Origin of the sequence: Bacillus cereus group sp. MG9, from assembly GCF_040459995.1 — a bacterium.
Classification (GTDB): Bacteria; Bacillota; Bacilli; order Bacillales; family Bacillaceae_G; genus Bacillus_A; species Bacillus_A mycoides.
Genome location: NZ_JARVHC010000002.1, coordinates 1 through 23,671, shown reverse-complemented (window position 1 = coordinate 23,671; position 23,671 = coordinate 1). Strand labels below are relative to the sequence as shown.

Here is a 23,671-nt window from a genome sequence, read left to right as displayed (position 1 = left end):
TTAAGAATTAAAATTTTAAAAAAGTAAATTGTTAAATGAATAAATTATAAAGGAGTGGATTTACATGCAACCGCCTCATAAGGAGGCGCACTTATTCTGTATGCCTATGACGTACTCATAGGGATAGGCTAATTTTTATGCCTATATTGGACAGGGATGAGTGTGCTTTCGAACGAGGTGAGTTGTATGTAGATTCGCTCCTTTTTTGTGTTTTCTAAGGGAGACATGGAACGGATGTCCTTAAGTTATGACATTGAATCGGATTCAGATAAGCGTAAATTAAAAAATATCAACTGAAAATATCAAAACCGTTAGTAAAGATAGGGCGAATCTAAGGCAAAAAAACAGTGCAAGATTTGTCTCTAAATATTTATATAAAAATGTCTTTATATAGAGGTAAATCTTGCACAGAAATTAATCCTCAAATTCATTAATAAAAATAAGGAGAAAGTAGGTAAAAAAGTGGCAAAAGAATGGACACTACAAAATGCAGTTAAGAAGTTTAAACCAGAAAAGATGAAATCTTTGAATAAGAATAATGGGAATCTAAACAAACGTGAATACGAATCTCTTATCAAAGAAATTGAATGCAATTACGAAGAGGTTAGGGACAAAGGTATTGGTAAGAATCGAATCATCATCACAGATAAGAAGCGAAAAGTAAAAGCTAAGAAAGAAGACAGACGGCAATTTAATAAAGGAATAGCACCACCCCATTCAAAGCATTTAGCGCTCATGGTTATGAGGAAGATGAATGATATTGATAACAAGGCAAGGACTAGAAATGGATGGGCAACCTATTTTGGACTTATATCCTCTGCTGAAAAAGATATCATGAATGGCGTTTTCAGTGAAAAAGCACTTAAACCATATAAGCAATCCATGATTGGGTTAGGAATTATAGAAGATGGAGAAGAGAAGATATTCCAAGACCTTGCTTACACGTTAACTAAGGTTGCTAAAGGGCAAATACAGACTGTACTTAACCAAGCGGAGAAGTTGAAACTAATTAGCAGAATATGTTCATGGAGAGCTAAAGTAAAAGGTTCTGATAAGCCGATTGAAATTGATGGATTCCTTGCCATGGAGATAAAGTTCATTGAAGAACAGTTGCTTAAGAAACATGAAATTTCTAAAACACATTCACTAATGTTTAAGAACTGCCCAAAGACCAAAGCTTTTAAAGCTGAGTGGCTTCAATATATCGAGAATGTAGAAGATGCAGAAGGCGATGCAATGCACTTGCAGTATATTTATGAAGTGTTTCGAATCGATGTATTAAACAAATATGCATTTGATGAGTATATTAAGGCACATTAGCCTAGTGAAATTGATTCATTCGATTTACATGAAAATGAACAAGCATACCACTCTAAGTTACTTGATTATGTTGTAGATAATGCCCAAAAGAAGTATCACAATTATTTGAAGAAGAAGCATGATAAGAAATTTCAGCTTGAAGAAGATGTGAAAGAGTTACTGATTGCACTCGGTACATCAGAGGAAGAAATCATCGCATCTAATGAGCAGCGTATGAAAGAAGAGGTTTATTTTAAGGAGAAAGAGAAATCACCTTATATAGTACTACTTGAGAGCGATAAATATGTTGAGTGTATTAGAAACCTCCATCTTCAATTACATGGCATGAGTGTCACTGAATCCGATGGAATTAAAGCGGTTCAAAAAATGATTGATGAATATGAAAGGAAAGAACTTGAACAGCTAGGACTGTCACTCCCAGCGAAGGTAGAGCATGAGAAAAGTGTTAAGAATGGGATTCGAAATTATGAATCCTGCGTGAACACTGAACAACATATAGAATTGACCAAGAAAGTACAAAACAATCAAAATCAAGCTTTTAGAGAGATTGAATTAGAAAATCTAGCGCAGCAAGGCAACAACATTAAAGCCAAACCAAATATCGAGCCTTCCAAGTATTATGTTGAACAAGAATACTATGAATACGAAAAAGAATTTCTGGAAATTGGATATTGTACAGAAATTACAGATTATGAATATCTTGATGTTATGCAAACCATTAGAGATGAGATTCGGGTTTATGAAGAAAAGTATGGTGATGATGGTATGAAACACATGACGCTTGATGCTGTTTTGGGACATGGAACAAGAAAGGTTACAGCAAAAGAGATAATAGCTGAATATGAGCATCAAAAACAACGAGAACACAAGGAATGGGAGAAGCAATTTGAGGGTGGACAGCCTGTCAAATTAGAACGAACCACAAACAATCCTCTTGAAGTGTTTCGTAGGATTAGATATGGTCAGATGTGATAAATAGGGTCTCTTAATTGAGGCTCTCTTTTTTGTATCTTGGAGCGGGTGATTGAAGACGGGGCAGGATTTAACGACGTTGTTTCATAAATTAATAAAACCCATCTTTTATTTTGTTAGGTAAAATGTTATAGCCTGTTAATACAAGGAGAAGATTTCTCGTATTTTCCTTATTCACATATATTAGAGATTTAAATAGCAGGATATGATTTTCTTATACATAAAATTTTAAAAATAGTTTTAATGAAAACTTCATTAAAATAAAAGCTAGATACTCACGTGACATAAGATGTAGTTTCGATAGGATTCAAATAATGTACATGATTTAGAGCTATAAATTGATAAATCATGTAGTGATAAACTGATAGAGTTCGCTAATGACAGCTGATAACAAATGCGAAACCTATCTAATGTTGTTAAAAGACAGCTATTCTTGTTAAGAATTCCTTTTTACATAATGATTTATTAATCTAAAAGTATTTATATCCCCTTAATTATACATTATTATAAAAATATCACATTTTTAAGGGGTGTTATAAATTGCTTCAATTAAAAGAGAAATTACTACGTTACAGTGAAAACAAAGAGTTACTACAAATGTTTTATAATGGAGTTGAAAATGAACTAGAGATTTTAAATATTCATCTAAAATCTATTGAAGCTGATATCCTAGCGGGTCTATATGTGCCAGATGATAAAACTATTGAAGAAGCACTTGAAGACCATAGGTTTGAATCCGATAGAAGTACATTTGATGAAGTCCTACCTTTAATAAATGGTTTAAATATACATATCGACAAGATACCTTCTTATCCGTATAAGATATATGATAGGGATGGAGAATATGAAGCAACTGAGTATTTGTATGATTATCAAGATGTTTTACAGTTGGTCAAAGAATTAGACCATTTCACATATTTTGTAACAATGGTTTATATAGCGCAGAACATGGAGAATTATGAGGTTTGGAGTGGTATTGCTCTAAGGGTTAAAAAGGTCTTAAGACAACTAAATATAAAAATACCTAATTATGGAAAGAAAGTATTTGTTGCAATGTCATTTAATGACGAGTTAAAAGAATTAAGAAAACAACTTTGCGAAGGTATTGAGGCAAATGGCTTTAAACCAGTTATCATTGATTCTAAAGAACATAACAATCAAATTGTTCCTGAGATATTCTATGAAATTGAAAGGGCAGAGTTTGTCATCGCTGATTTAACTCATCATAAAGCGGGAGTTTACTATGAAGCGGGATATGCAAAAGGTATTGGCAAACAGGTAATTTTCACTTGTAGGAAAGATGAATTTGAAAAAAGACATTTTGATGTAGCACAAACAAATACAATCGTTTGGGAATCCGAGTATGAATTGAACCGAAAACTATCCTCTCGAGTCGAAGCAATGTATCTTTTAGAAGAAGTTAGGTAACTTATAAGTTTTAGTCTGGCTTTATGTAAACGATTAAATATAAATAAATAAATAAATAAATTATTAATTAAGATTATTGTATTTGTTCTCAATGATAGCTGATAATGTAAATATCATATTGATTTAACCCAATACAGACTATACTTTGTGATGACTCTCTTAAAATAAAAAATCCTATCTTCTTTATGGGAGGTAGGATTTTTGTATCTAATATTGTTTTTAGTTTTGTATTAGAGGAATTGAATGATTTTTTTGGATAATTATGTAGTATTATATTTAAATATATATAATTAGATAGAAATGTAAAATAAAAGGAGAAATAGTATGAAAGTATATGACGAGATTATTTGTTGTAACTGTTCAATTAATGCATACTTAGATGAATTTAAAATTAAAATAGAAGATTTAGATGAGTATCCTAAAATAAAAGTAGTTGGTTATGGTGAAGAAGATACTTTTGTATGTAAAGAATGTGGAGAAGAACTGGAAGCATTGGACATGTATTTTACATGCGAGGATGATTTAAAAATAGGTTTAACGCTAATTGTGACTGCAATTGCTAATGTATTATCGGATGAGATTGAGCATTGTTCACATTGTGAAGGAAGGGACTTGCAGGATTACGAAGTTCGAGCTGAAAAAGAAAAAGTTTCTTATCAAAGTAGCGGTATAGATATTGCTGATTTTTTGTGTAATATGAACGTCCCAGATGATATTCATGCTGAAATCATGCCAAAATTGAGATGTAATTGTGGTTATGGGGAAGGATACCATCCTAAACAAAATCCTGATAATGGTCACTTTGATTACTCTGATAGAATATACAAATCTGAAGAAATTCATGAATTTTGGGGAGGATTCGAGGATAGATTAATTGAGGTAGCTCAAATTTATGGTGTGATAATCTCAATGGAACAAATTGATGATTTCGTCCAGCATTGTTTTGATAACCCTATGCTAGCTTATAAACATAATTTAGCAAAATTAATATTTGATGTTCTTAATAAAGTGTTGGAAAAGAAAGCTAATTTAAGTGTGCAAATCGGAGAATCTCTATTTAGAGGGAGATGTAGAGCAAAGGATAATAAAAAATTCGAAGTTGGTAATTTAGGAATGCCCCCGAAAGGTCTAGCGAGTCATGGAAGATACAACTTAGTTGGGACATCTGTTTTATATTTGACAGACGACAAAATGGGCATACCGTATGAAATTGAGCCTAAGAAAAATGAAGTTATAGATGTAGCGGAGTATCAAGTGCAGCAAGAGCTTGTGTTATTTGATGTAGATGCTATTTTCGGAGATTTTTCTCTGTTTATAAATAGAGAAAATAATGAAAGTACCCTAGTAAAAAGAAATTATCTATTCACAAATTTTTTAGCAAGTGTATGTAATGAAGTTGGTTTTGATGGTGTTTACTATAAAGGAGCTGGGGATAAGCCCTATAATAATATCGCTATTTTTGAAAAAGCTGTTACTAAACTTCAAGAACAGTCTACCGTTGAGACAGTAGACTGTAAAATTAAATATGATTTTGTGTAAATCTATAGAATTTCCTGATTTCTAATACGATTAGAAAACTTTACCCATATATTTTATAAGAAACATATATAGAGAAACTCTTTATATAGTAGATAGAAAGCAGGAGGGATTTGTCGCCAAAAAGTAGAAGGATAACTAGGGTACTCCACAGAGAATAATATAATAATTATTTAATAGGCATCATAAAGATGCCACATCATTTACAACAAAGATTCTTTGCATATTAAGGAGATGGTTGCTCTGAAGAAGCGACTAAGAATTTCCAAGTAATAAGTAACTGATGAATATAGATAATATAGCTATTAAAAACGAAAAAGTAAATATCATACATAAACTTTAATTTTTTAACCTATTTTATTGGTTGGAAATGTATGATTATTAAGAGGAACGTTTAATTTTAAATATTTTATATTGGATATTACTTTGTTATACTTAGACAAAAATTAAGATGTTTATGTGAAACAAACTATATGAGCACAGGAGGGATACGATGGCTTTACGGGAGAATATAGCCCCAAGTTTACTCATAGTCTTAGGTGTACTGATAGGTATGGGATTTTATGAATTTGATACTTTCCAGCTCAATGCCTTTAATATTGGAGCGTTTTTTTTCACTATCTCTTGTGTGAACCAAGGTTCTGTAACTAGTAAGGTAAATGATGTCACTATAAAGTCTTTTAGAAAGCTTAATATTTCAATTGGGATTATCATGTTAATTACAGCCGCTTTTGCAAAGGGATTTAAATATTATAATTTAATAGAAGGTTGCATAAATGGCATTGATACAAACGCTTTATTGCTTATTGGTATTGCTATAACTTTATGGTCATTTAAAATAAGTGATATTTATAATAACAATGCACTATTGAAAGAAAAGAAAAAAACTGATGCAAATTATCATAAACTTATAAAGGAACAAAAAGAAAAATTGAAATATCAAGAAGCAAATCTGAAATGTAGGGAAGAGAACCAGGATTTAAAGAAACGTAATAATGAATTAGCAGAGCATTTAGAAGAGGCTACAAAAATTGTGGAAAAATTACAAGAAGAATTAGAGAAGAGGAAAAATCGTGGAGAATAAATATAAGTTCACTTTAGTACAAGATAAGAATGAAAACTTGAAAGCTTGGAGAGTTACAGATTTTGTTGATAAAATCTCTTATTTAAACTATAAAAAAGAAATAATGAATGAAATTCAAAGATTATTAGATGGTGGTGTGAAAAGTCAACAAATTATTATCTTTGATAAATCTTTTAGTATCCATAAGCAATATGAACATATAGGGAAACATAGTGTGGAATCAAAAATAGGTGTAAAAAACCTGTATCATTTAGGTAAACCAATCCCTTTGTATCCTAATGAAAAAATATATAAAATAAATCATATTTTTGAAGCTTTTTCCAATTTATATAAAGATTTTAACGCAGAAGGGGTAATTTTAAACAAAGATAATTTAAATGAATTTATTAAAGAGGCAATGGATAATACAGCAAAAGCTGAAATTTGCATCAAAAATTTAAAAATCTACATTAATGAATGCTCGAAACGAATAAAAGATAAAAAGAAACAAGAAGTGTTAATTGATAAGTGTGAAAAAACTTTTGATAAACTAACAAAAAAAAATAAAAAAGTAAATGATGAAATTAATGAATATATTTTAATGGAAAAAATTTCGAATGGCAGAACCTCGGAACAAAAAGATAGATACAATACACTTCAGAATAAGTATATTGATAAATTTGGTAAATTATTTGTAAATAACGTGAGACCTATCGTAGCAGTTTTTTATGAAGAGTCTAATCTAATCGAGATTTTGGGAACAAATTTCATAAAACAAAATGCTCATGAAGAAAAGCAAATAGATTTAAAAGAAGTAAGACATAATAGTCCTTTTACAATTTGTTTTGTTGCTGGATACGTATTCTTGAATTTAATGCATCAAGTATATGTTAATAAAGTAGATAAAGATAAGTTGACAAACGATTATGTAGATGAAGATATGGATGATTTTGATTTAGAAGCTGAACATTTAAATGGTGACGAGGAAGTAACAGACACTTCCTCAGATGAGTTGTCTACACAAACTATTGAAAAGTGGATAAATATTAAGAGGAAATTAGAATTAGTTATGCAGGAAGAACAAGAGCAAGAACAAGAGCAAGAACAAGAGCAAGAACAAGAGCAAGAACAAGAACAAGAACAAGAACAAGAACAAGAACAAGAGCAAGAACAAGAACAAGAACAAGAGAAAGAACAAGAGAAAGAACAAGAGAAAGAACAAGAACAAGAGCAAGAACAAGAGAAAGAACAAGAGAAAGAACAAGAACAAGAACAACTAGTAGCTAGTATAGTAGTAGAACAAGCATTGGCTAGTATTGAAACTAAACTTCAAGGAGGATTACAGAAAAATTTCGAAGTTAATGGGTTTATGAAGGGGACATTAGATGTAGAGATAGTAGAATAGTTTTATAAGAAGGTATTGGAACTCAGCTTGTAATATGTGATGATTCCTAGTAAGTGCTAAGTGCAATCGAGTTAATGGGAGTATAAAAACTTTTGGAATGCTTGTAGCCCTAAGTTCTTCAAATGTAGTACTAATTATAAATAGATAAACTATATGTGTAGTAACTGAAATATTAGTGTTTCTGGATAGGAGTTTAAATCGCAATAAAAACCTCACTTTAATAATGAATTGAGGTTTTTATTTATTAAATTATAATAAAACATATGCAAATGATATTTAGTTAGCTAGTGCTGATAAAAAATTATAATACATAATAATAAGATTGTTCTTTATAATAAAAATTACCATATACAGCACAGTTAAGGACTCCAAGGAGGCTCTTAACGATGAAAGGAAGCGTCAAAAAAGATAAGAAAACAGGAAAGTAAGTAACTGGAAACCGTATATGCAATTATCATCTTCTAACGTGTTATAATCTACTTATTGATAAGGAGAAAAATCTCTTATTTCACCAAAAAATTCAATGTTTTTGGCGGGAATATGTGGTTGCGGTGAAAAAAGATGCTTGCAAATTTTGTTCTCACCTACCGTAGATTAAACTCAACAATGCTTATAAAGGCAGCTAAATAGACATAAGAGATGTGTTACTGTACTTCTATATTATTAAATAAAGTTTTATCTATGGATGAAAAAATATCATCTATAGAATAGGAAACTAAGCGGCATAGAAGCAGACATAAGAAGTTTTTCTAAAAAAATTGATGAGAGAGAAGAGAGAATGCAATCTTGTATTGATATCTTAAAAGGAACTAATAAATGATGGTAAATATATAATTGATATTCAGTTGAGATAGCTACTACAATGCTATCCTTTTTTGATACAATCGTAATAAAATATCGATTTTAATAATTAAGGGCAGACAAGGAGGTCTGCCCTTTTTATATTAAATAGACTATAGAATGTTTATTTAATAGTAAGGTAAATTACCGATGCGATAAGGTTCATAATTATTTATAACGTTGTTTTATTTTAGGATTAATCAAAGCATCTTTTGAAAGCATATTTTTTGTATCTTCTTCATTAAAAATAGAACCTAAAGGAATGTATTTGCCATTAATATTGTTTGTGTATAAGTTTCCTTCCTCATCACAAAATATATAACCATCCACTCTGTTGGCATATCTATTTTTTTCTATAATCAAATTCGTTTTTGATGTGTTTAAAAATTTTAATGCTTGTTCAAAATCACTATCTGATATTTTGTATATATCTTCGAATTTCTTCGCGGAAGATAAAGGGAAAAATTGGTATATGCTCCAGCGTTTGATATTGTTAAGAGTGGTTATATATTCAAAAATATCAGGTATAGAATCTATATTCTTTGCAGTTAATATAGTATTAACTTTAATTTCGATAGGGTACTTTTCTAATTGCTGTAATGTATGATTAAGTTTTTGAAAAAGGTGGCGAGAATCTCTAAATAGATTATAATCACTGCCAATAGCATCTATTGAAATACCTAACAAATCAATATTCTCTTCAATGAATTCAAAGTCAGATTCACTAATACTCAACGTATTAGTATCAACATGAGTAATAAGATGATTTTGATGTGCAATTTTACATGCTTCACGAAAATCCCTTTTACTAAATGAATCTCCACCACCAAATGTAATGATGTTGAATCCTAATTGAATTGCTTGTTCTACTATTGATATAGTTTTATCTTCAATTTTTTTATGATGAAAATCTATATAGCAGAATTTACAGTTTAAATTACAACTTTGATTGTATGTAAGGATTAGTCTTTTCAACTAAATACCTCCTAAAGCTGCTTCTACATCTTCTATCGATTTGCTATTATTCCAACAGTAATCAAAATGACTTTTCATTGTTTTATAGTTACTACTAGCACTATCGAATTCAATTGCTACGAAATTGTTTTCTAAACGTTCAGAAGTTTTACCTAAATGATAAGGGTCGTATATCATATAATCGTTCGTAAAGAAAAGAGTATTATAAACTTGGTCAGTAAATCGAATTTCTAAAGTTTCATACTTTGATACAAGAACCTTTAGCTCTTCAAAATTTAATTTTCTATCCACTCCAGTAGAATTATTTAACTTATTTCTTACAATTTTATTTTCACATTCTGGATGTATTAAAAGTACTTTGAAAGAAGTACTTTTATCTAATTGTTTTTTTACTTCTTTCCAATGTCTATCTGTTGAAGCGTCTATATATGAGCGACCTGTTTCAGCTAATAAATACATATAAGATGCTTCACTAATAGCAATTTGAGTTTTTTCATTTCGCTCTTTTTTAGAATTACGGTCATACATGAAATAAATATTGTTAACACCATCTTTTTCTAAATTTTCATATAGAGTTTCTACTTTTTTTGCTTTTTTTAGTAAAGGATTGATTCCTTTTACTTTTAAAATGATTTCTAGAATTATAGCAATTATTGCAGTAGCTATGGCACTTTTAAACATACCCTTTCCTAGAAATATGTTTAAAACTAAAGCAGCTAAAGTAAATAGGATTATTTCTAAAGTAGTATTGATTAAGTAAAATTTGCTAGATTTCTCTTGATTACCCAAAATTAGCACCTCTTATTACATTTTACTTATTATTTTAAAGCAGTATTTAAAATAATTCTATGGTTCTATAAAAATATTAGTTATAACGTAGTAAGGTCACCGAGCTAAGTTCGTGAATATGTAATACTCCCTAGTTGGGATAATCAATAAATGAATATGAAGCAGCACCTCTTGAAAGTTTTGTCGTTCTGAGGTTTGGCATAATGCTACGTGAATCATAAGTGGAGAAACTACGTACGCAGATTAAATCTCTCATTATTTTTCTTCAACTTGTTAGAAAACATATTCAAGTCACATTCAGCTGTCTTTATACTGATATAGGGTGAATTTCTAATCCATAGTACCAAGTTATTCATTATAATAAAATTACCATATACAGCACAGTTAAGGATTCTAAGGAGGCTCTTAACGATGAAAAGGGAAGCTACTACAATGCTATCCTTTTTTTGATACAATCATAATAAAATGTTGATTTTATTAGGGATTTGTTCTATTAAAAACATATCTCTAAACAAGTGACACATAATATAATCACTTGTTTAGTAAATTAATAATAGACTTAAGAGCAGTAGAACGCTTAACTGCCTTTTTGAATATTTTAGCAATAGGCTTTCGTGGTTGCATCAAGACCTCATAAAGACCATCTTCTGTTAACAACCATTCTTCTTGATTACCAACAAGGTTCGAGATAATGTTCCGAACCTTGTTGGTAATCAACTTTGCTTAACCCCGAAGGGGAATTACAGAATGAACCAAAAACATGGATAGGATGGCATGAATAGTGTATTTGGATATGTGGTAGACTCCCCATTCATCTTAAATTTATTAACAATTAACGCAATTGGTGAAAGGAGTGTTGTTTTGAAATTATTAACTTGGAATATAAGACAAGGGGGTTCAGTGAAGCGCATCCCGAGGATTGTAGAGCAACTAAGTAAACATTCACCAGATGTACTCCTATTAACAGAATACTGGGAGGGGGGAAAGGGGGAAGAGATTAAGCGATTACTAAGAGAAAATGGGTATGAATATATGATTTCTAATAATGGCGATATAAAGCAGAATAGTCTACTATTTGCTTCTCGTTATCCCTTTGAAATTGTTCCATCTTTTTACAATAAAGATAGAAACGGACAGCGCTGGTTAGAAATTAGAATACCTCAATATGAATTACATATTACTGGGGTCCATATTCCAACTAATAACAATGATGTACAAGAGAAGCTGCAATTTTGGCAAGAAATAAATGCCTTTGCAAAAGAACAGGGGAGTTTTAGGACTGTTATAATCGGGGACTATAATACAGGACTAGAAGAAGATACACAAGGTGCTCCATTTATCGGACCACAGTATATGCAGGAACTAGTTGATTTAGGTTGGATTGACGCTTGGAGACATACACATGGTTCTTTTTCTGGTTACTCATGGTACAGTACAAAGGGGAATGGATTCCGAATTGACCATGCTTTTATTTCACCAGTTTTAAAAGGAAACATACTTGAATCATATTTTTCACATCAAGAACGTTTAAATAGTTTATCAGACCATTCAATTCTAGTAGTGGAGTTGAATATATAATATTTATTTGATAAGGGAGGAATAGGTGGAAGCATTAGGAGCTTGAATAATAATGTGTTATGTATCAAAGTTATAAGAGGGTTAAAATGCTTGTGGGTAGCTACATTAAGTAGCTACCCTGCATTAGAGTATTAGAGAAATGAAAAATAATTGTTAATGCTTGTAATAAGGTTTGTTTTTAGCGGGTATCTTTAATTTTACTCTAGTTTTAATTTAGTATTCATAAGCTCAGTTAACTCTAGAAGTTTATCATACATGTCTTTTTCTACCATAGGAATATGACCATGTATAACTAGATTTCTATATTTAATTATCTCTATTAGCTCCCCGAAAGTCTTTTCATCAACAGTTCCTCTTTCGTATAGCTCCCTAGTCATTTTAGCCATTACGACATGTTGTGATGATGGTTCAAGATTGTTTAAAAAGTTCCTAACTATTGTCTCTAGTGTGATGAAAGTATCTATAAATTCACCTCTATTAATTGTCAATGTAGATTTGTTTTCGCTTTCTCTTATTCTTTCGTTAAATAAATTTTTTGCCCAATCTTCAATATTAATAGGACGGATAATATGAAGTGCTATAAGGAATGCGGTAATTATTACACAGACATTCAGAGAACCAATTAATATATATAAAGCTGGTTTTATGGATGAATTTAGAGTTGCATTGAGCTGAAGCATGAATATGTCTGCTATTAAGGTAAAACCCGTTGCAATGGAAAGCAATTTAATATAGGTGTAGTATTTTTGGATAGTTTCATCAATAATCTCTGAAGTTCCTTCACTACTATCCCTTGCATTCCACATAAACTGATGATTAAAGGTATATGCAGCTAATACAAGTCCAACTAGTGCGGCTATTGTTTGTGCGCTAGTGCTGAAGATATAATAAACATTGTTTAAATCATGCTCAGTATTAACTATAGTATAAAAAACTAGAAAACTTATAAAAATACTTATGATATATAATACAGATATGGAGCTGAATTGTTTCCATTTACGCTTTTTTGATTGTGTTCTTTTAATTAAATCATGTTGTTGTATAGTCTGTAGTTCAATTTTCTTTACATAGTTGAATAGTTTATTGAAAGCCCAATCATACTTTGAAGGATTGGATTTCCAATTTTTATATACGTTTTCGAATCCCCTAGCTTGTATGTAAATTCCCGAATAGAAGGCTATATAAAAAGTGGAATATTTTGTTGATGAATCAATAAGAATTTTATCAGAAATCCCTGATGTTAAAAAGAATGGAACAAAGAATGTTGCTAAGCCCAAGGTGATTTCCAAAGCGCCATATAATCCACTATATTTAGATGATTTGATTGTAAAGAATAAGAACCCTAGAGTAACATAAAGTAAGCAACTTAAGAAGGAAGTATATATGTTGAAATTAATCAAAAAGAGAAATGAGCCGCCTAAAGCCCAATAACCTACAACGAGTATTGAAGCTAGTAAAATTTTAATAATAATAAGATAAACACTTTTCGCTATTTCCATAAATTCACTCTCATTTCCAATAAATGTTTTACTGTGAAATTATACAACAAATTTTTTATAGATGGGAAGCTGCTTTTATGAAAAAGGATAAGTAAGATAGGATATCTGAATTATTAGATGTCCTATCTTACTTATTCTTAAATTTCACTTGTATATTTTTATAATAAAATTTTATAATTATAACTCCTAACAATAAAATATCCATTATAATAAAATTACCATAATACAGCACAGTTAAGGACTCCAAGGAGGTTCTTAACAATGAAAGGAAGCGTCAAAAAGGATAAGAAAACAGGAAAGTATTTTTATATTGTTGATATCGGTATGGACCCTTTAACTGGTAAAAGAAAGCAAAAGAAGAAGAGGGGATTCATTACAAAAAAAGAAGCAGAAAACTCTTTAACAAAGCTGCTCTCAGAAGTTCATACTGGAACATACGTAGAACCTAGCAAACTCTTTTATGATGAATATCTTGAGAGCTGGTTCAATACCAAAAAGCATAGTGTTGGGACTCAAACAGCAAAGGTACTGAAAGGCTATTTGAACAGTCGTATCATCCCTTCTCTAGGCGATATCAAACTAGATAAGTTAACATCATTGCATATGCAAAACTACGTTAATTCACTGCGAGATGAAGGGTTAAAGAGAGGAACAATTGAGAAGATAGTCAAAATCATTCGGAACTCTCTTGAGCATGCGATAGATTTGGAGTTAATTACTAAAAACGTTGCAGCAAAAACGAAGTTGCCTAAAGTTGATAAGGAAGAATTAACTGTGTGGAATGAACATGAGGTACAGTTGTTCTTAAAGGCTGCGCAGGATAGCAGATATTCTATTGTCTTTCATATGGCTCTTGTAACTGGAATGCGACAAGGTGAATTGTTAGGCTTGCGGTGGAAAGATGTTGATTTAGAAAAGGGGCATTTAACTATTAGCCAAACGTTAAGTCATGATGGAAAGACGTTCTTGCTTGGAGGAAAGACGAAATCAAGTTTAAGAAAGATACTATTGCCTGCATCCACAGTAGCAAAGCTAAAGAAACACAGAGCAGTCGTATTGAAAGAGAAGCTGAGTCAAGGTGAGGAATACCAAGACAATGACTTGGTGATGTGTACGCCTTCTGGAACACCAATTAATCCTGCTAATGTTAGACGAAGTTTAAACGTTTTGATTAAGAAAGCGGCTGTTCCGAAGATTCGCTTTCATGATTTACGTCATACACATGCGACTTTACTATTGGCTAAAGGGGTGAATGTGAAGGTGATTTCCGAACGGTTAGGTCATAGTAATATCAAAATCACACTAGATACTTATTCGCATGTATTGCCAACGATGCAAGAGGATGCAGTTAATAAAATAGAAGAGATTTTGTAGGGAATGTGACCAATTCTGTGACCACTAGCCTTATAGAGTATGAAAGTAAACAAATAAAAACCGCATCAAACATTAATTTGACACGGTTTCTACAACTATGACCCCGGAGAGGTTCGAACCAGCGACCTCCACCCTGTCAAGGTAAGAAGCATTTTCTAGAATATCGAGCGGAAAGTTAGTTGCATCAAGTATTTATAGGGTATTCTGTATTTTTTTATAAAAATATTATAAAGTAGAAAAATAAAATTTATTGACTTGAATCTTGACCAGATTTTTGTTGTGAATTATAAAAAATAGCTTAAAAATTATTCTTTTACTCTACTACAGGGATATGAAAATGAATAGATTAAATATGGTATGTATTTGTGCATAGTTATTTATTAGAGAGTTCTATCTCCTTTTAAAAGCCTATTTGAGAGTAAATGTGATGTTTCAGAGATAGTATACAAGATGTGCTCAATACGTATATTCATATTTTATTACCAATATAAAGAGCTATAAATTTATTTGGAATTTCTGATGGGATTTTGTTCTTAACCTACAAGTGAAAATTGTAAATGATATTTTAACTTAATTGGAGTTATCTTTTTTTTCTGTTGAAAAAGAAGGTTCTCTTAACTTGCTTAAACTTTTTTCAAATTTTTTAAAGTCATTATGAAGATTATTAGGTGTACGAATTTTTTGATCAAAGAAATTTTCATTTTCTAATTTAATTTTTTCTTGTTCAAAATGAACAAGTACTTTTCTAATGGTAACAAATTGATTATAAGCATTCATTAACCAAGCAAAATAAACTAATATAATCACTAAAACTGTTATGCTAAAGGAGTTTAAGTTGATAAAAGTTCCTTTTTCAAACAAATTGCCTATAAAGAGAATGAGAATGGGGATTGGAGAAAATGACTTTAATATATCCACCTTCAATTTCAATGAATCTATCTGGCCATTTAAATTTGCGATACTCCATTCAATACGAGCTTTTGGATTTTCATATTTATTTTTGCTATTCTCTAAAACATCTAGCATTCTATGAAACTTATAACGCTTATTGAAATTTTTAGATATTATCAATATAAAAATAATAGTTAGAGCTTCTGAAGGAATTGGTTTTAGAATAGAGGATATTGATGTAAACAGATTGATAGAATATATGTCTTTAATGACGTTATATACAATGAAAGTGATTAATCCTAACATGAAGGCTTCAATCAACATTTTTTCTATAATTACTCTGATTGTAATCCATTTGTATTTGGTGTCTTTATCCAATTAAATCACCTCTATTATTCATCTTAAATATGTTCTAGATTACAAGTAAAAATATGTTGATATGTGGTTTTATTGTAACATAATAGGAGGGAATGTAGGGTGTTTGTTTTTAAAGAATTGAACGTTAATGAATTGATAAGAAATAGGCTGTATAGGCTTTATTACGGTATCAAATAGGAGAGAATCTGAGATGATTTAAAACTGCTTGAGACACATACATATAAGGAAGTCGAAACCATGACAGGCATTACGGAAAGAATCCTTATCCGCGGGAAGATACAATTGTGGTTCTGGTGCAAAGATTGTATTTATTTGAAAGAGGTATATAGATGCCTAATAGAATCTATTCTTATGCAGCCATTCCGAATAGTTGATGAATAAACTTCACTTCATTTTGGACAGACTTGTCCCGTAAAATAAGTTGGCCTTTTTTAATGATATGCATCGCTTCTATTCCTGAAAGAATAGATTTAGCTGTACGAAAAGATTTCAATCCTAGCATTGAACGAACTCTCTTTTTAATAAAACGATGATCTTGCTCTACAATGTTATTCAGGTATTTTACCTGCCTTATTTGGATGCCTACAGGCATCTTTTTCTCTGTCTTCAACTCTTCAATCGCTATAGGATAGGCCGGGTTTTTGTCCACTGTAATCACACGGGGCTTTGAAACATGAAAAGACTGCAAAGCTTTCTTGAAAAAACGCTTTGCAGCCCTATGATCTCTTGTTTAGCTTAAATAAAAATCAATTGTATTTCCTTTTGAATCAACAGCACGATATAGGTACATCCATTGACCTTTGACTTTCACATACGTCTCATCGACTCGCCAAGAATCATTGGTTGATTTAAGATGACGTCGTACTCGCTTATCTAATTCAGGACCATATTGATGAACCCATCGCATGATAGTTGTATGAGCAAGTGATAACCCACGCTCTTCCATCATTTCGACTAAATTACGAAAACTGAGGTTGTACCGTAGGTACCATCTCACGGTTAATAAAATAATATCAGGTTGATAATGTTTCCACTTGAATAGATTTTGCTTTTCCATACCAATCACATCCTTTTTCAGAGTACTAGTATCAGTATGTCCAAGTTTAGGAGGTTACTTACAAGCGTTTTGGAGTGTTTGCACCAGAACCTGAAAAGCCCTCCTTCGGTTTGAACCGAAGGGGGGCTTTTGATATTACAAACCAGGCCACAGATGGTTGGTGCAATTCAATAGGATTTCTCCATTTCGAATTGCAACCTCACTTCCGGTGGTCGATTGCAAATATTTAGTTGTAGTTCACACAACATCGGAATACCCTGCAGGTGGTTGTCGTGTGAATGTTTCAATCTATGTATTAATAGTAATTCAGCCATAATTGTCTCAACAGGAAGTCGGAATTCAGGTTTTCCCTGATTTTTTTTTGTGTGTACGAATCTATAATGGGGTAAAACGCATTGTATTTAGTTTTGGTATTTTAATACCAAAACTAAATACTGATTGACAATGGAAAATCACAGTGCTATATTTTATGTATGAAAACAATGTGATGTTTTGTAAGGGAGGGTTGTAAAGATGCTTAATGACAAGCAGATGAAATATATTTGGGATCGTTATAATGCATTGAGGGGATATACGGTTCAATCGGAGTTGCCTGTTGCATTGTTCCTATTAGAGAAGACAAAACAAGAGTTTGTTTCAAATTCAAAAAACCCTACTGAGCACAAAATTTATGAAGTCATGCTTTCGATAGCAGATAGTTACGGAATGAATAATCCATATCCGGATTCAAAAGCGTTTTATAGTTCTTTTATGGCTATGGATGATGAAGAAATTGAATGGGAAATGGTACTTGCATCTGCAGATCCTAAAGAGATGTTTTATATACCGAAAGTGTTGATTGCCGAATTTGAAAAGCATTTTAATCCAAACACTAATGTGGTATTGATTCCTGAAGCTGAAAAATTTGTACCTTATCTTTCTGAATTAGTAAACCGACATTCTGGTTGTGAATTCCTTATTACTACTATGAATAGCGTGAGTAAAGTTCTTCTTGATGAAATGTTTAAGGAGCATGTTAACGTAATTGTCGAACAGACTAGTATTTATGATTATGAGTTTTCATCAAGGAAGTTTGATTTAATTCTGGCGGTGCCTGTATTTGGGGCGAGAGAGCGCGGAGAAGATAATGGAGATTTCATTTGTAGAGAATATGAAATGATTGCTGCAGAGAACCTACTATTGCACTTGAATAGTTCGGGTGTATTAGTGATTGTGCTTCCAGCTAGAATAACCTTTGCAGCTGGTTCGGTTAAAGAGTTAAGGGATTTTATACAAGGGATGTATAAATTAGAAGAAATAGCTGAGCTGCCAACTGGGATATTTGCATCTACTGCTATTAAGACTTATATGTTTACTATCACAACTGGTAGAACAGAAGATGTAATGGTTAAAAGATATGATGCTGATACAAGAAATGTCAAAAAGAATGGAATCAACAGGCTGGTACTCCTTGATGATACGTTTGTTATGTTGGAAGAGTTAATAGAAATGGGTTATTGGAATGTCGATCATATCTTCGCGATGATGGATGAAGATTGGCAACGTTATCAGAACTCAAACATAAAAAAAGAAGAACTAGGGAGTATCGCTGAGGTTTTTCGCGGAAAAGCGGTCAACAAAAAAGATGCTACTGGTAGCATTGGAGTCGTAAATATATCGAACCTATATGATTTTGACGTTGATTATGAGAGTCTTGATCATATAGAAGAGGAAGAACGCAAAGTGGTGAATTACCTTCTTAAAGATGGTGATTTATTATTGCCGGCACGCGGAACGGCGACCAGAATATCGATATTTAAAGAACAGAAGTATCCTTGCATCGCGTCATCAAACATTATTGTAATAAGGCCGAATGAAAAGCTGCTTATTGGGACGTACTTGAAAATTTTCTTGGATAGTCCAATGGGGAGTAAAGTCTTAGCAGGAAAGCAACAAGGAACAGTCGTCATCAATATTAGTTATAAAGACTTGAAAACACTAGAAATTCCGTTGCTTAGAATTGAAGAACAAAAAGTGATAGCAGAAGAATATGAACTGGAACGTTCCAGATATGCAGAAAGCATTCGTCTTGCTGAGGATAGATGGAATGAAGTAACGGGGCGTCTTCAAAATACAATTTTGAATGTGAAACAGTAAAATATTTGACTTTGGCAACTGTGATGAAATGGTTGAGTTATATAGAAGGTTAGTAATATGGAAACCTTCATTAAAATATCAACCTGTCAGCAGAGGAGGAAAATACATGATCGGAGCTATAATTGGCGATATTGTCGGTTCCAGGTTTGAATGGGATAATCATCGCTCGAAGAATTTTGATTTTTTAATATACAAGTGTTTTTTTACAGACGACTCGGTGATGTCATTAGCTATATGCGAAGCGCTTATGAGTTGTAAACATGATTTTAGAGATTTGGGTGACCGGGCTGTTAAATCCATGCAAGTCGTTGGGAGACCTTATCCGAATTGTGGGTATGGAGGGGGATTCTATAAATGGATGTACAGTGATTCACCTAAACCATACAACAGTTATGGGAATGGTGCTGCAATGAGAGTGAGTGCCTGTGGCTATGTAGCGAATTCCATTGAAGAAGTTAAAATGCTCTCACGCAAGGTGACAGCTGTAACACATAACCATCCGGAGGGAATAAAAGGTGCTGAGGCTACTGCAGTTGCGGTCTTTCTGGCTAGAAGTGGGAAGAATATCTTAGAAATTCGCGATTACATTGATAAGAACTACTACCCAATGAATTTCTCGCTCGATGGAATTCGGGAAACATATCAATTTAACGAGACTTGTCAAGAAACAGTACCACAAGCACTTGTTGCATTCTTCGAGTCTTCCGATTTTGAAGATGCAATTCGGAATGCTATCTCAATTGGTGGAGATAGTGATACATTGGCAGCAATTACTGGAAGTGTGGCAGAAGCTTACTACGGAGTGCCGACACATATCAGAAAGCATGCACTGACATTTCTTGATGAACGGCTTCTGAAGATACTTCTTGAGTTCGAAAATCGATATCCTGCAAAGATGGAAAAGATACAATCTTCAGGGAGTGTTAGCTTTAAAGAAGAATCTGTCGGAGACAAAATAAAAACTGGAGGTAGAGAAGTGATGATCCAATCGGCAATGGATGCTGCTGATGAAGCGCTAAAAAATAGCACTTCAGAGCCTGAAGAAACAACTGGTCAAAAGCTGTTTTCTCACCTTTTTGAAGCCTGCAATATTTTGCGAGGCCCAATTAATCAGGATGAGTATAAAAGTTATGTTACGCCAATTCTCTTTTTTAAACGCTTATCAGATGTCTATGACGAGGAAACGCAAGTTGCATTAGAAGAGTCTGGGGGCGATGAAGAATTTGCTAGTTTCCCTGAAAACCACCGTTTTATTATTCCAAACGGCTGTCACTGGCAGGATGTTCGTGAAGCGAGTGAGAATGTGGGAATAGCAATTGTCAATGCTATGAACGGAATTGAACGTGCGAATCCAGATACTTTATTTGGGGTGTTTTCTAGTTTCGACGATGCAAACTGGACTGATAAGAACAAATTATCAGATGAACGTCTAAAGGATCTTATTGAACACATGTCAGAAATTAAAGTAGGAAATGAGAATTATTCATCTGATGTGATGGGAGATAGTTATGAATACTTAATCAAAAAATTTGCTGATCTTTCAAAGAAAAATGCAGGTGAATTTTACACGCCTAGATCTGTTGTGAAATTAATGGTTAAAATCCTTGATCCGAAGCCGGGTGATACAGTTTATGATCCTGCTTGTGGTACTGGTGGTATGCTGATCGAGGCGATCCGTAACGTACGTGATGATAAAAGTACGTACGGTAGAATTTATGGGCAGGAAAAAAACTTAGCAACTTCCTCAATTGCGAGAATGAATCTATTCTTACACGGAGCAAGGGATTTTAAGATTAAGCAAGGGGATACCTTAAAGTCGCCACTTTTCTTACATCGAGGAGAATTACAAACATTTGATTGTGTAATAGCAAACCCTCCTTTTTCATTAAAAGCTTGGGGGGCAGATCAATTTTCATCAGATGTTTATGGTCGTAATTTATGGGGTAGCCCTTCAGATTCTAGTGCTGATTTTGCTTGGCTTCAGCATATGGTGAAATCCATGGATAAAGAAAATGGCCGATGTGCGGTTGTTCTACCTCAAGGTGTCCTCTTTCATGGAGGCAAAGAAGGAGAAATCCGTAAGCAACTTATTGAATCTGACAAGCTGGAGTGTGTAATTACTTTAGTCAGTGGATTATTTTATAGTACAGGCGTGTCTGCATGTATTTTAATTTTGAATAACAATAAGCCTGCTGAACATAAAGGGAAAGTGTGTCTGATTGATGCATCAAAGATCTATACTGCACAGAGGGCACAAAATATTATGACCGAGCAAGATGTTGCAGAAGTTTATAATCTTTTCAAAAACTACGAATCAATAATTGAAAAGTCTAAAGTTGTGACTATTGAAGATATAAAGTTAAAGGATTACATTCTTTCTGTGAATGGGTACATTGAAAAAGCACCTATAAAAACTGCTTGCCCTGAAGAAGTTAGAAAAGAGTTTTTATTAGCATTAAATGAAGCTATTGAAGCGGAAGAAAATTTAAAGGGATTATTGATAGAAGGGGGATACATTAGTGAGTCATAGAATTACACTTGATGAATTGAAATCATACTTATGGAATTCAGCAGTATTTTTGCGGACTCATATTGATGCCGGTTCGTATAAGCAGTATATTTTCCCACTTATGTTTTTTAAGAGAATATGTGATGTATATGATGAAGAATGCCAACAAATTCTTGAAGAATATGACGGCGATGAAGATGCAATAGAGTGGGAAGAAAATCATAGATTCATTGTTCCAAAGGGGTCCCACTGGAATGATGTTAGATCAGTATCAGAAAATGTAGGTGTTGCAATTGTAAATGCATTTCGATCTATTGAAAAAGCTAATCCTGAAAAATTACAAGGCGTTTTTGGTGATGGTGCTTGGACGAATAAAAACAGATTGCCCGATAAGTTACTTAAAGACCTAATGGAGCATTTCTCCTCACAGACACTTAGCATGCAAAATTGCCCTGAAGACGAACTTGGCCAAGGATATGAGTATTTAATAAAGAAGTTTGCTGATGATAGTGGGCACACTGCTCAAGAGTTTTATACAAATCGCACGGTTGTTCACCTAATGACGGAGATGCTTAAACCACAGTCAGGTGAAAGCATATATGATCCGACCTGTGGAAGTGGTGGTATGTTAATTTCATCTATTGCTTATTTGAAGCAACAAGGGTTGGAATGGAGAAATGTAAAAGCCTACGGACAAGAAATTAATGCTCTTACATCTGCGATTGGAAGGATGAATTTGTTTTTACACGGTGTAAGGGACTTTTATATAGTTAATGATGATACATTGAAAAAACCTGCATTCGTGGAAAATGGTGAGTTAATGCAATTTGATTTAGTGTTAGCAAATCCACCATATTCAATTAAACAATGGGATCGAGAAGCATTTTCAGCGGATAAGTATGGTAGGAATTTTCTTGGCACACCACCCCAGGGAAGGGCAGATTACGCTTTCCTTCAACATATTTTAAAAAGTTTAGATACTAAAACTGGTAGATGTGCAATTCTGTTTCCACATGGTGTTCTATTTAGAGATGAAGAAAAAGAAATGCGAGAAATGCTAGTGAAAAGTGATTTAGTTGAATGTGTTATTGGAATTGGGAAAAACCTCTTTTTCAATTCGCCAATGGAGGCATGTATTATTATATGTCGAACTGAAAAGGAGCATTTTCGAAAAGGCCGTGTACTATTTATCAATGCAAAAAATGAAGTGACTCGGAAAAATGCAGAGAGTTATTTGGAAGAAGAGCATATCCAGAGGATTGCACAAACATACACTGATTTTAAAATAGAAGATGGTTTTTCTTCAATTGCTACGATAGAGCAGATTGTTGGATATGGTAGTAAATTGAGTATTCCTCTTTATGTAAGTGGGTCTAGTAGTGAAGATGAGGAGATTTCATACTCTGTTGAGGAATCTTTAGATGAGTGGCTTACCAGTAGTGATACTTTTAGAGAATCATATGATACTTTGAAATATATGATTTTTGAGATCGGTGGTGATAAAAATGCCTAAATTTAAATTTAAAGATATAGCATTTAATATAACTCAAAAGAGAAAGCCGACAACTGATGACATGGAGACGTATATTGGATTAGAGCATTTAGATAGTGGTAGCCTTGCTGTTACAAGATGGGGAAGTAAGGTGCCCATTAAGGGTGATAAACTAGTAATGGAAAAAGGTGATGTTCTTTTTGGAAAAAGGAATGCCTATCTTAGAAGAGCATCAATTGCACCGCATGATGGACTTTTTTCCGCGCATGGAATGATTCTACGTCCAAATGAAGAGGTGATTTCATCAAAGCTTTTTCCTTTTTTCATTTGTTCCGATTATTTTTTTGATGCAGCTATTCGAATTTCAGTGGGATCATTGTCGCCTACAATTAATTGGAGTGCACTGAAAGAATTGGAGTTTATACTTCC

General features: G+C 32.7%; 17 protein-coding genes and 1 pseudogene. 13 read left to right on the top strand and 5 right to left on the bottom strand.

Annotated elements, in window-relative coordinates:
• Window positions 1-462: 462 nt before the first annotated feature.
• The 6 genes from QCI77_RS27885 to QCI77_RS27860 all read left to right on the top strand — a co-directional run bounded on the left by QCI77_RS27885 (window position 463) and on the right by QCI77_RS27860 (window position 7,724).
• The gene (locus QCI77_RS27885; RefSeq protein WP_353825814.1) at window positions 463-1,320 is read left to right on the top strand and encodes a hypothetical protein; all 858 of its coding nucleotides are present in this window, start codon (window positions 463-465) and stop codon (window positions 1,318-1,320) included.
• A 105-nt stretch (window positions 1,321-1,425) separates the two neighbouring features.
• A complete protein-coding gene (locus tag QCI77_RS27880) occupies window positions 1,426-2,292 on the top strand; it encodes a hypothetical protein (protein ID WP_353825813.1) in 867 nt (288 codons plus the stop codon).
• A gap of 540 nt (window positions 2,293-2,832) precedes the next feature.
• Window positions 2,833-3,720 carry a nucleoside 2-deoxyribosyltransferase gene (locus QCI77_RS27875; RefSeq protein WP_353825812.1) on the top strand — a complete coding sequence of 296 codons (888 nt, stop codon included), beginning with the start codon at window positions 2,833-2,835 and terminating at the stop codon, window positions 3,718-3,720.
• Between the two features lie 324 nt (window positions 3,721-4,044).
• On the top strand, window positions 4,045-5,259 hold the full coding sequence (locus tag QCI77_RS27870) for a hypothetical protein (RefSeq protein WP_353825811.1): 1,215 nt from the start codon (window positions 4,045-4,047) through the stop codon (window positions 5,257-5,259).
• Window positions 5,260-5,749: 490 nt separating this feature from the next.
• Complete coding sequence (locus QCI77_RS27865; protein ID WP_098831561.1) at window positions 5,750-6,340, top strand: hypothetical protein; 591 nt, start codon at window positions 5,750-5,752, stop codon at window positions 6,338-6,340.
• Entirely contained in the window at window positions 6,330-7,724 is a 1,395-nt protein-coding gene (locus QCI77_RS27860) for a hypothetical protein (RefSeq protein ID WP_353825810.1), read from the top strand. The genes QCI77_RS27865 and QCI77_RS27860 overlap by 11 nt, the downstream gene beginning before the upstream one ends.
• A 1,008-nt stretch (window positions 7,725-8,732) precedes the next feature.
• On the opposite strand, the gene QCI77_RS27855 is transcribed toward QCI77_RS27860, so the two are convergent.
• Both QCI77_RS27855 and QCI77_RS27850 read right to left on the bottom strand, forming a co-directional pair.
• Window positions 8,733-9,539: a radical SAM protein gene (locus tag QCI77_RS27855; RefSeq protein ID WP_098831560.1), complete on the bottom strand. Its 807-nt coding sequence runs from the start codon at window positions 9,537-9,539 to the stop codon at window positions 8,733-8,735.
• Window positions 9,540-10,328, bottom strand: a complete 789-nt coding sequence (locus tag QCI77_RS27850; RefSeq protein ID WP_098831559.1) for a hypothetical protein — start codon at window positions 10,326-10,328, stop codon at window positions 9,540-9,542.
• A gap of 774 nt (window positions 10,329-11,102) precedes the next feature.
• Here QCI77_RS27850 and QCI77_RS27845 point away from each other — a divergent pair.
• On the top strand, window positions 11,103-11,906 hold the full coding sequence (locus QCI77_RS27845) for an endonuclease/exonuclease/phosphatase family protein (protein ID WP_353825809.1): 804 nt from the start codon (window positions 11,103-11,105) through the stop codon (window positions 11,904-11,906).
• A 197-nt stretch (window positions 11,907-12,103) separates the two neighbouring features.
• On the opposite strand, the gene QCI77_RS27840 is transcribed toward QCI77_RS27845, so the two are convergent.
• On the bottom strand, window positions 12,104-13,405 hold the full coding sequence (locus tag QCI77_RS27840; protein WP_098394488.1) for a hypothetical protein: 1,302 nt from the start codon (window positions 13,403-13,405) through the stop codon (window positions 12,104-12,106).
• Between the two features lie 261 nt (window positions 13,406-13,666).
• Here QCI77_RS27840 and QCI77_RS27835 point away from each other — a divergent pair, with 261 nt between their 5' ends.
• On the top strand, window positions 13,667-14,779 hold the full coding sequence (locus QCI77_RS27835) for a tyrosine-type recombinase/integrase (protein WP_353825808.1): 1,113 nt from the start codon (window positions 13,667-13,669) through the stop codon (window positions 14,777-14,779).
• Window positions 14,780-15,349: 570 nt separating this feature from the next.
• Here the strand turns inward: QCI77_RS27835 and QCI77_RS27830 are convergent.
• The gene (locus tag QCI77_RS27830) at window positions 15,350-16,048 is read right to left on the bottom strand and encodes a hypothetical protein (protein ID WP_309515353.1); all 699 of its coding nucleotides are present in this window, start codon (window positions 16,046-16,048) and stop codon (window positions 15,350-15,352) included.
• A 201-nt stretch (window positions 16,049-16,249) separates the two neighbouring features.
• On the opposite strand from QCI77_RS27830, the gene QCI77_RS27825 reads away from it, so the two are divergent.
• Window positions 16,250-16,429: a hypothetical protein gene (locus QCI77_RS27825; protein ID WP_353826037.1), complete on the top strand. Its 180-nt coding sequence runs from the start codon at window positions 16,250-16,252 to the stop codon at window positions 16,427-16,429.
• On the opposite strand, the pseudogene QCI77_RS27820 reads toward QCI77_RS27825, so the two are convergent.
• A pseudogene (locus tag QCI77_RS27820) lies at window positions 16,398-17,105 on the bottom strand (IS6 family transposase). The gene QCI77_RS27825 and the pseudogene QCI77_RS27820 overlap by 32 nt on opposite strands.
• 513 nt (window positions 17,106-17,618) lie before the next feature.
• Between QCI77_RS27820 and QCI77_RS27815 the strand changes: the two are divergent.
• The 4 genes from QCI77_RS27815 to QCI77_RS27800 form a co-directional block, all read left to right on the top strand.
• Window positions 17,619-19,241, top strand: a complete 1,623-nt coding sequence (locus QCI77_RS27815) for a restriction endonuclease subunit S (protein ID WP_002136095.1) — start codon at window positions 17,619-17,621, stop codon at window positions 19,239-19,241.
• A 106-nt stretch (window positions 19,242-19,347) separates the two neighbouring features.
• The gene (locus tag QCI77_RS27810; RefSeq protein ID WP_002136096.1) at window positions 19,348-21,771 is read left to right on the top strand and encodes an N-6 DNA methylase; all 2,424 of its coding nucleotides are present in this window, start codon (window positions 19,348-19,350) and stop codon (window positions 21,769-21,771) included.
• Window positions 21,761-23,263 (top strand): type I restriction-modification system subunit M, encoded by a 1,503-nt coding sequence (locus QCI77_RS27805; RefSeq protein ID WP_002136097.1) that lies wholly within the window; start codon window positions 21,761-21,763, stop codon window positions 23,261-23,263. Before QCI77_RS27810 ends, QCI77_RS27805 begins: the two co-directional genes overlap by 11 nt.
• Window positions 23,256-23,671: restriction endonuclease subunit S domain-containing protein (locus QCI77_RS27800; RefSeq protein WP_483298996.1), on the top strand; the 416-nt coding region annotated here is incomplete at its 3' end. The genes QCI77_RS27805 and QCI77_RS27800, both read left to right, overlap by 8 nt.

Bases quoted from the DNA above. Each gene is read 5' to 3' on its own strand.
- QCI77_RS27870 (WP_353825811.1), top strand. From the start codon at position 4,045: ATGAAAGTATATGACGAGATTATTTGTTGTAACTGTTCAATTAATGCA.
- QCI77_RS27865 (WP_098831561.1), top strand. From the start codon at position 5,750: ATGGCTTTACGGGAGAATATAGCCCCAAGTTTACTCATAGTCTTAGGT.
- QCI77_RS27845 (WP_353825809.1), top strand. From the start codon at position 11,103: ATGAATAGTGTATTTGGATATGTGGTAGACTCCCCATTCATCTTAAAT.
- QCI77_RS27840 (WP_098394488.1), bottom strand. From the start codon at position 13,405: ATGGAAATAGCGAAAAGTGTTTATCTTATTATTATTAAAATTTTACTA.
- QCI77_RS27835 (WP_353825808.1), top strand. From the start codon at position 13,667: ATGAAAGGAAGCGTCAAAAAGGATAAGAAAACAGGAAAGTATTTTTAT.
- QCI77_RS27815 (WP_002136095.1), top strand. From the start codon at position 17,619: ATGCTTAATGACAAGCAGATGAAATATATTTGGGATCGTTATAATGCA.
- QCI77_RS27810 (WP_002136096.1), top strand. From the start codon at position 19,348: ATGATCGGAGCTATAATTGGCGATATTGTCGGTTCCAGGTTTGAATGG.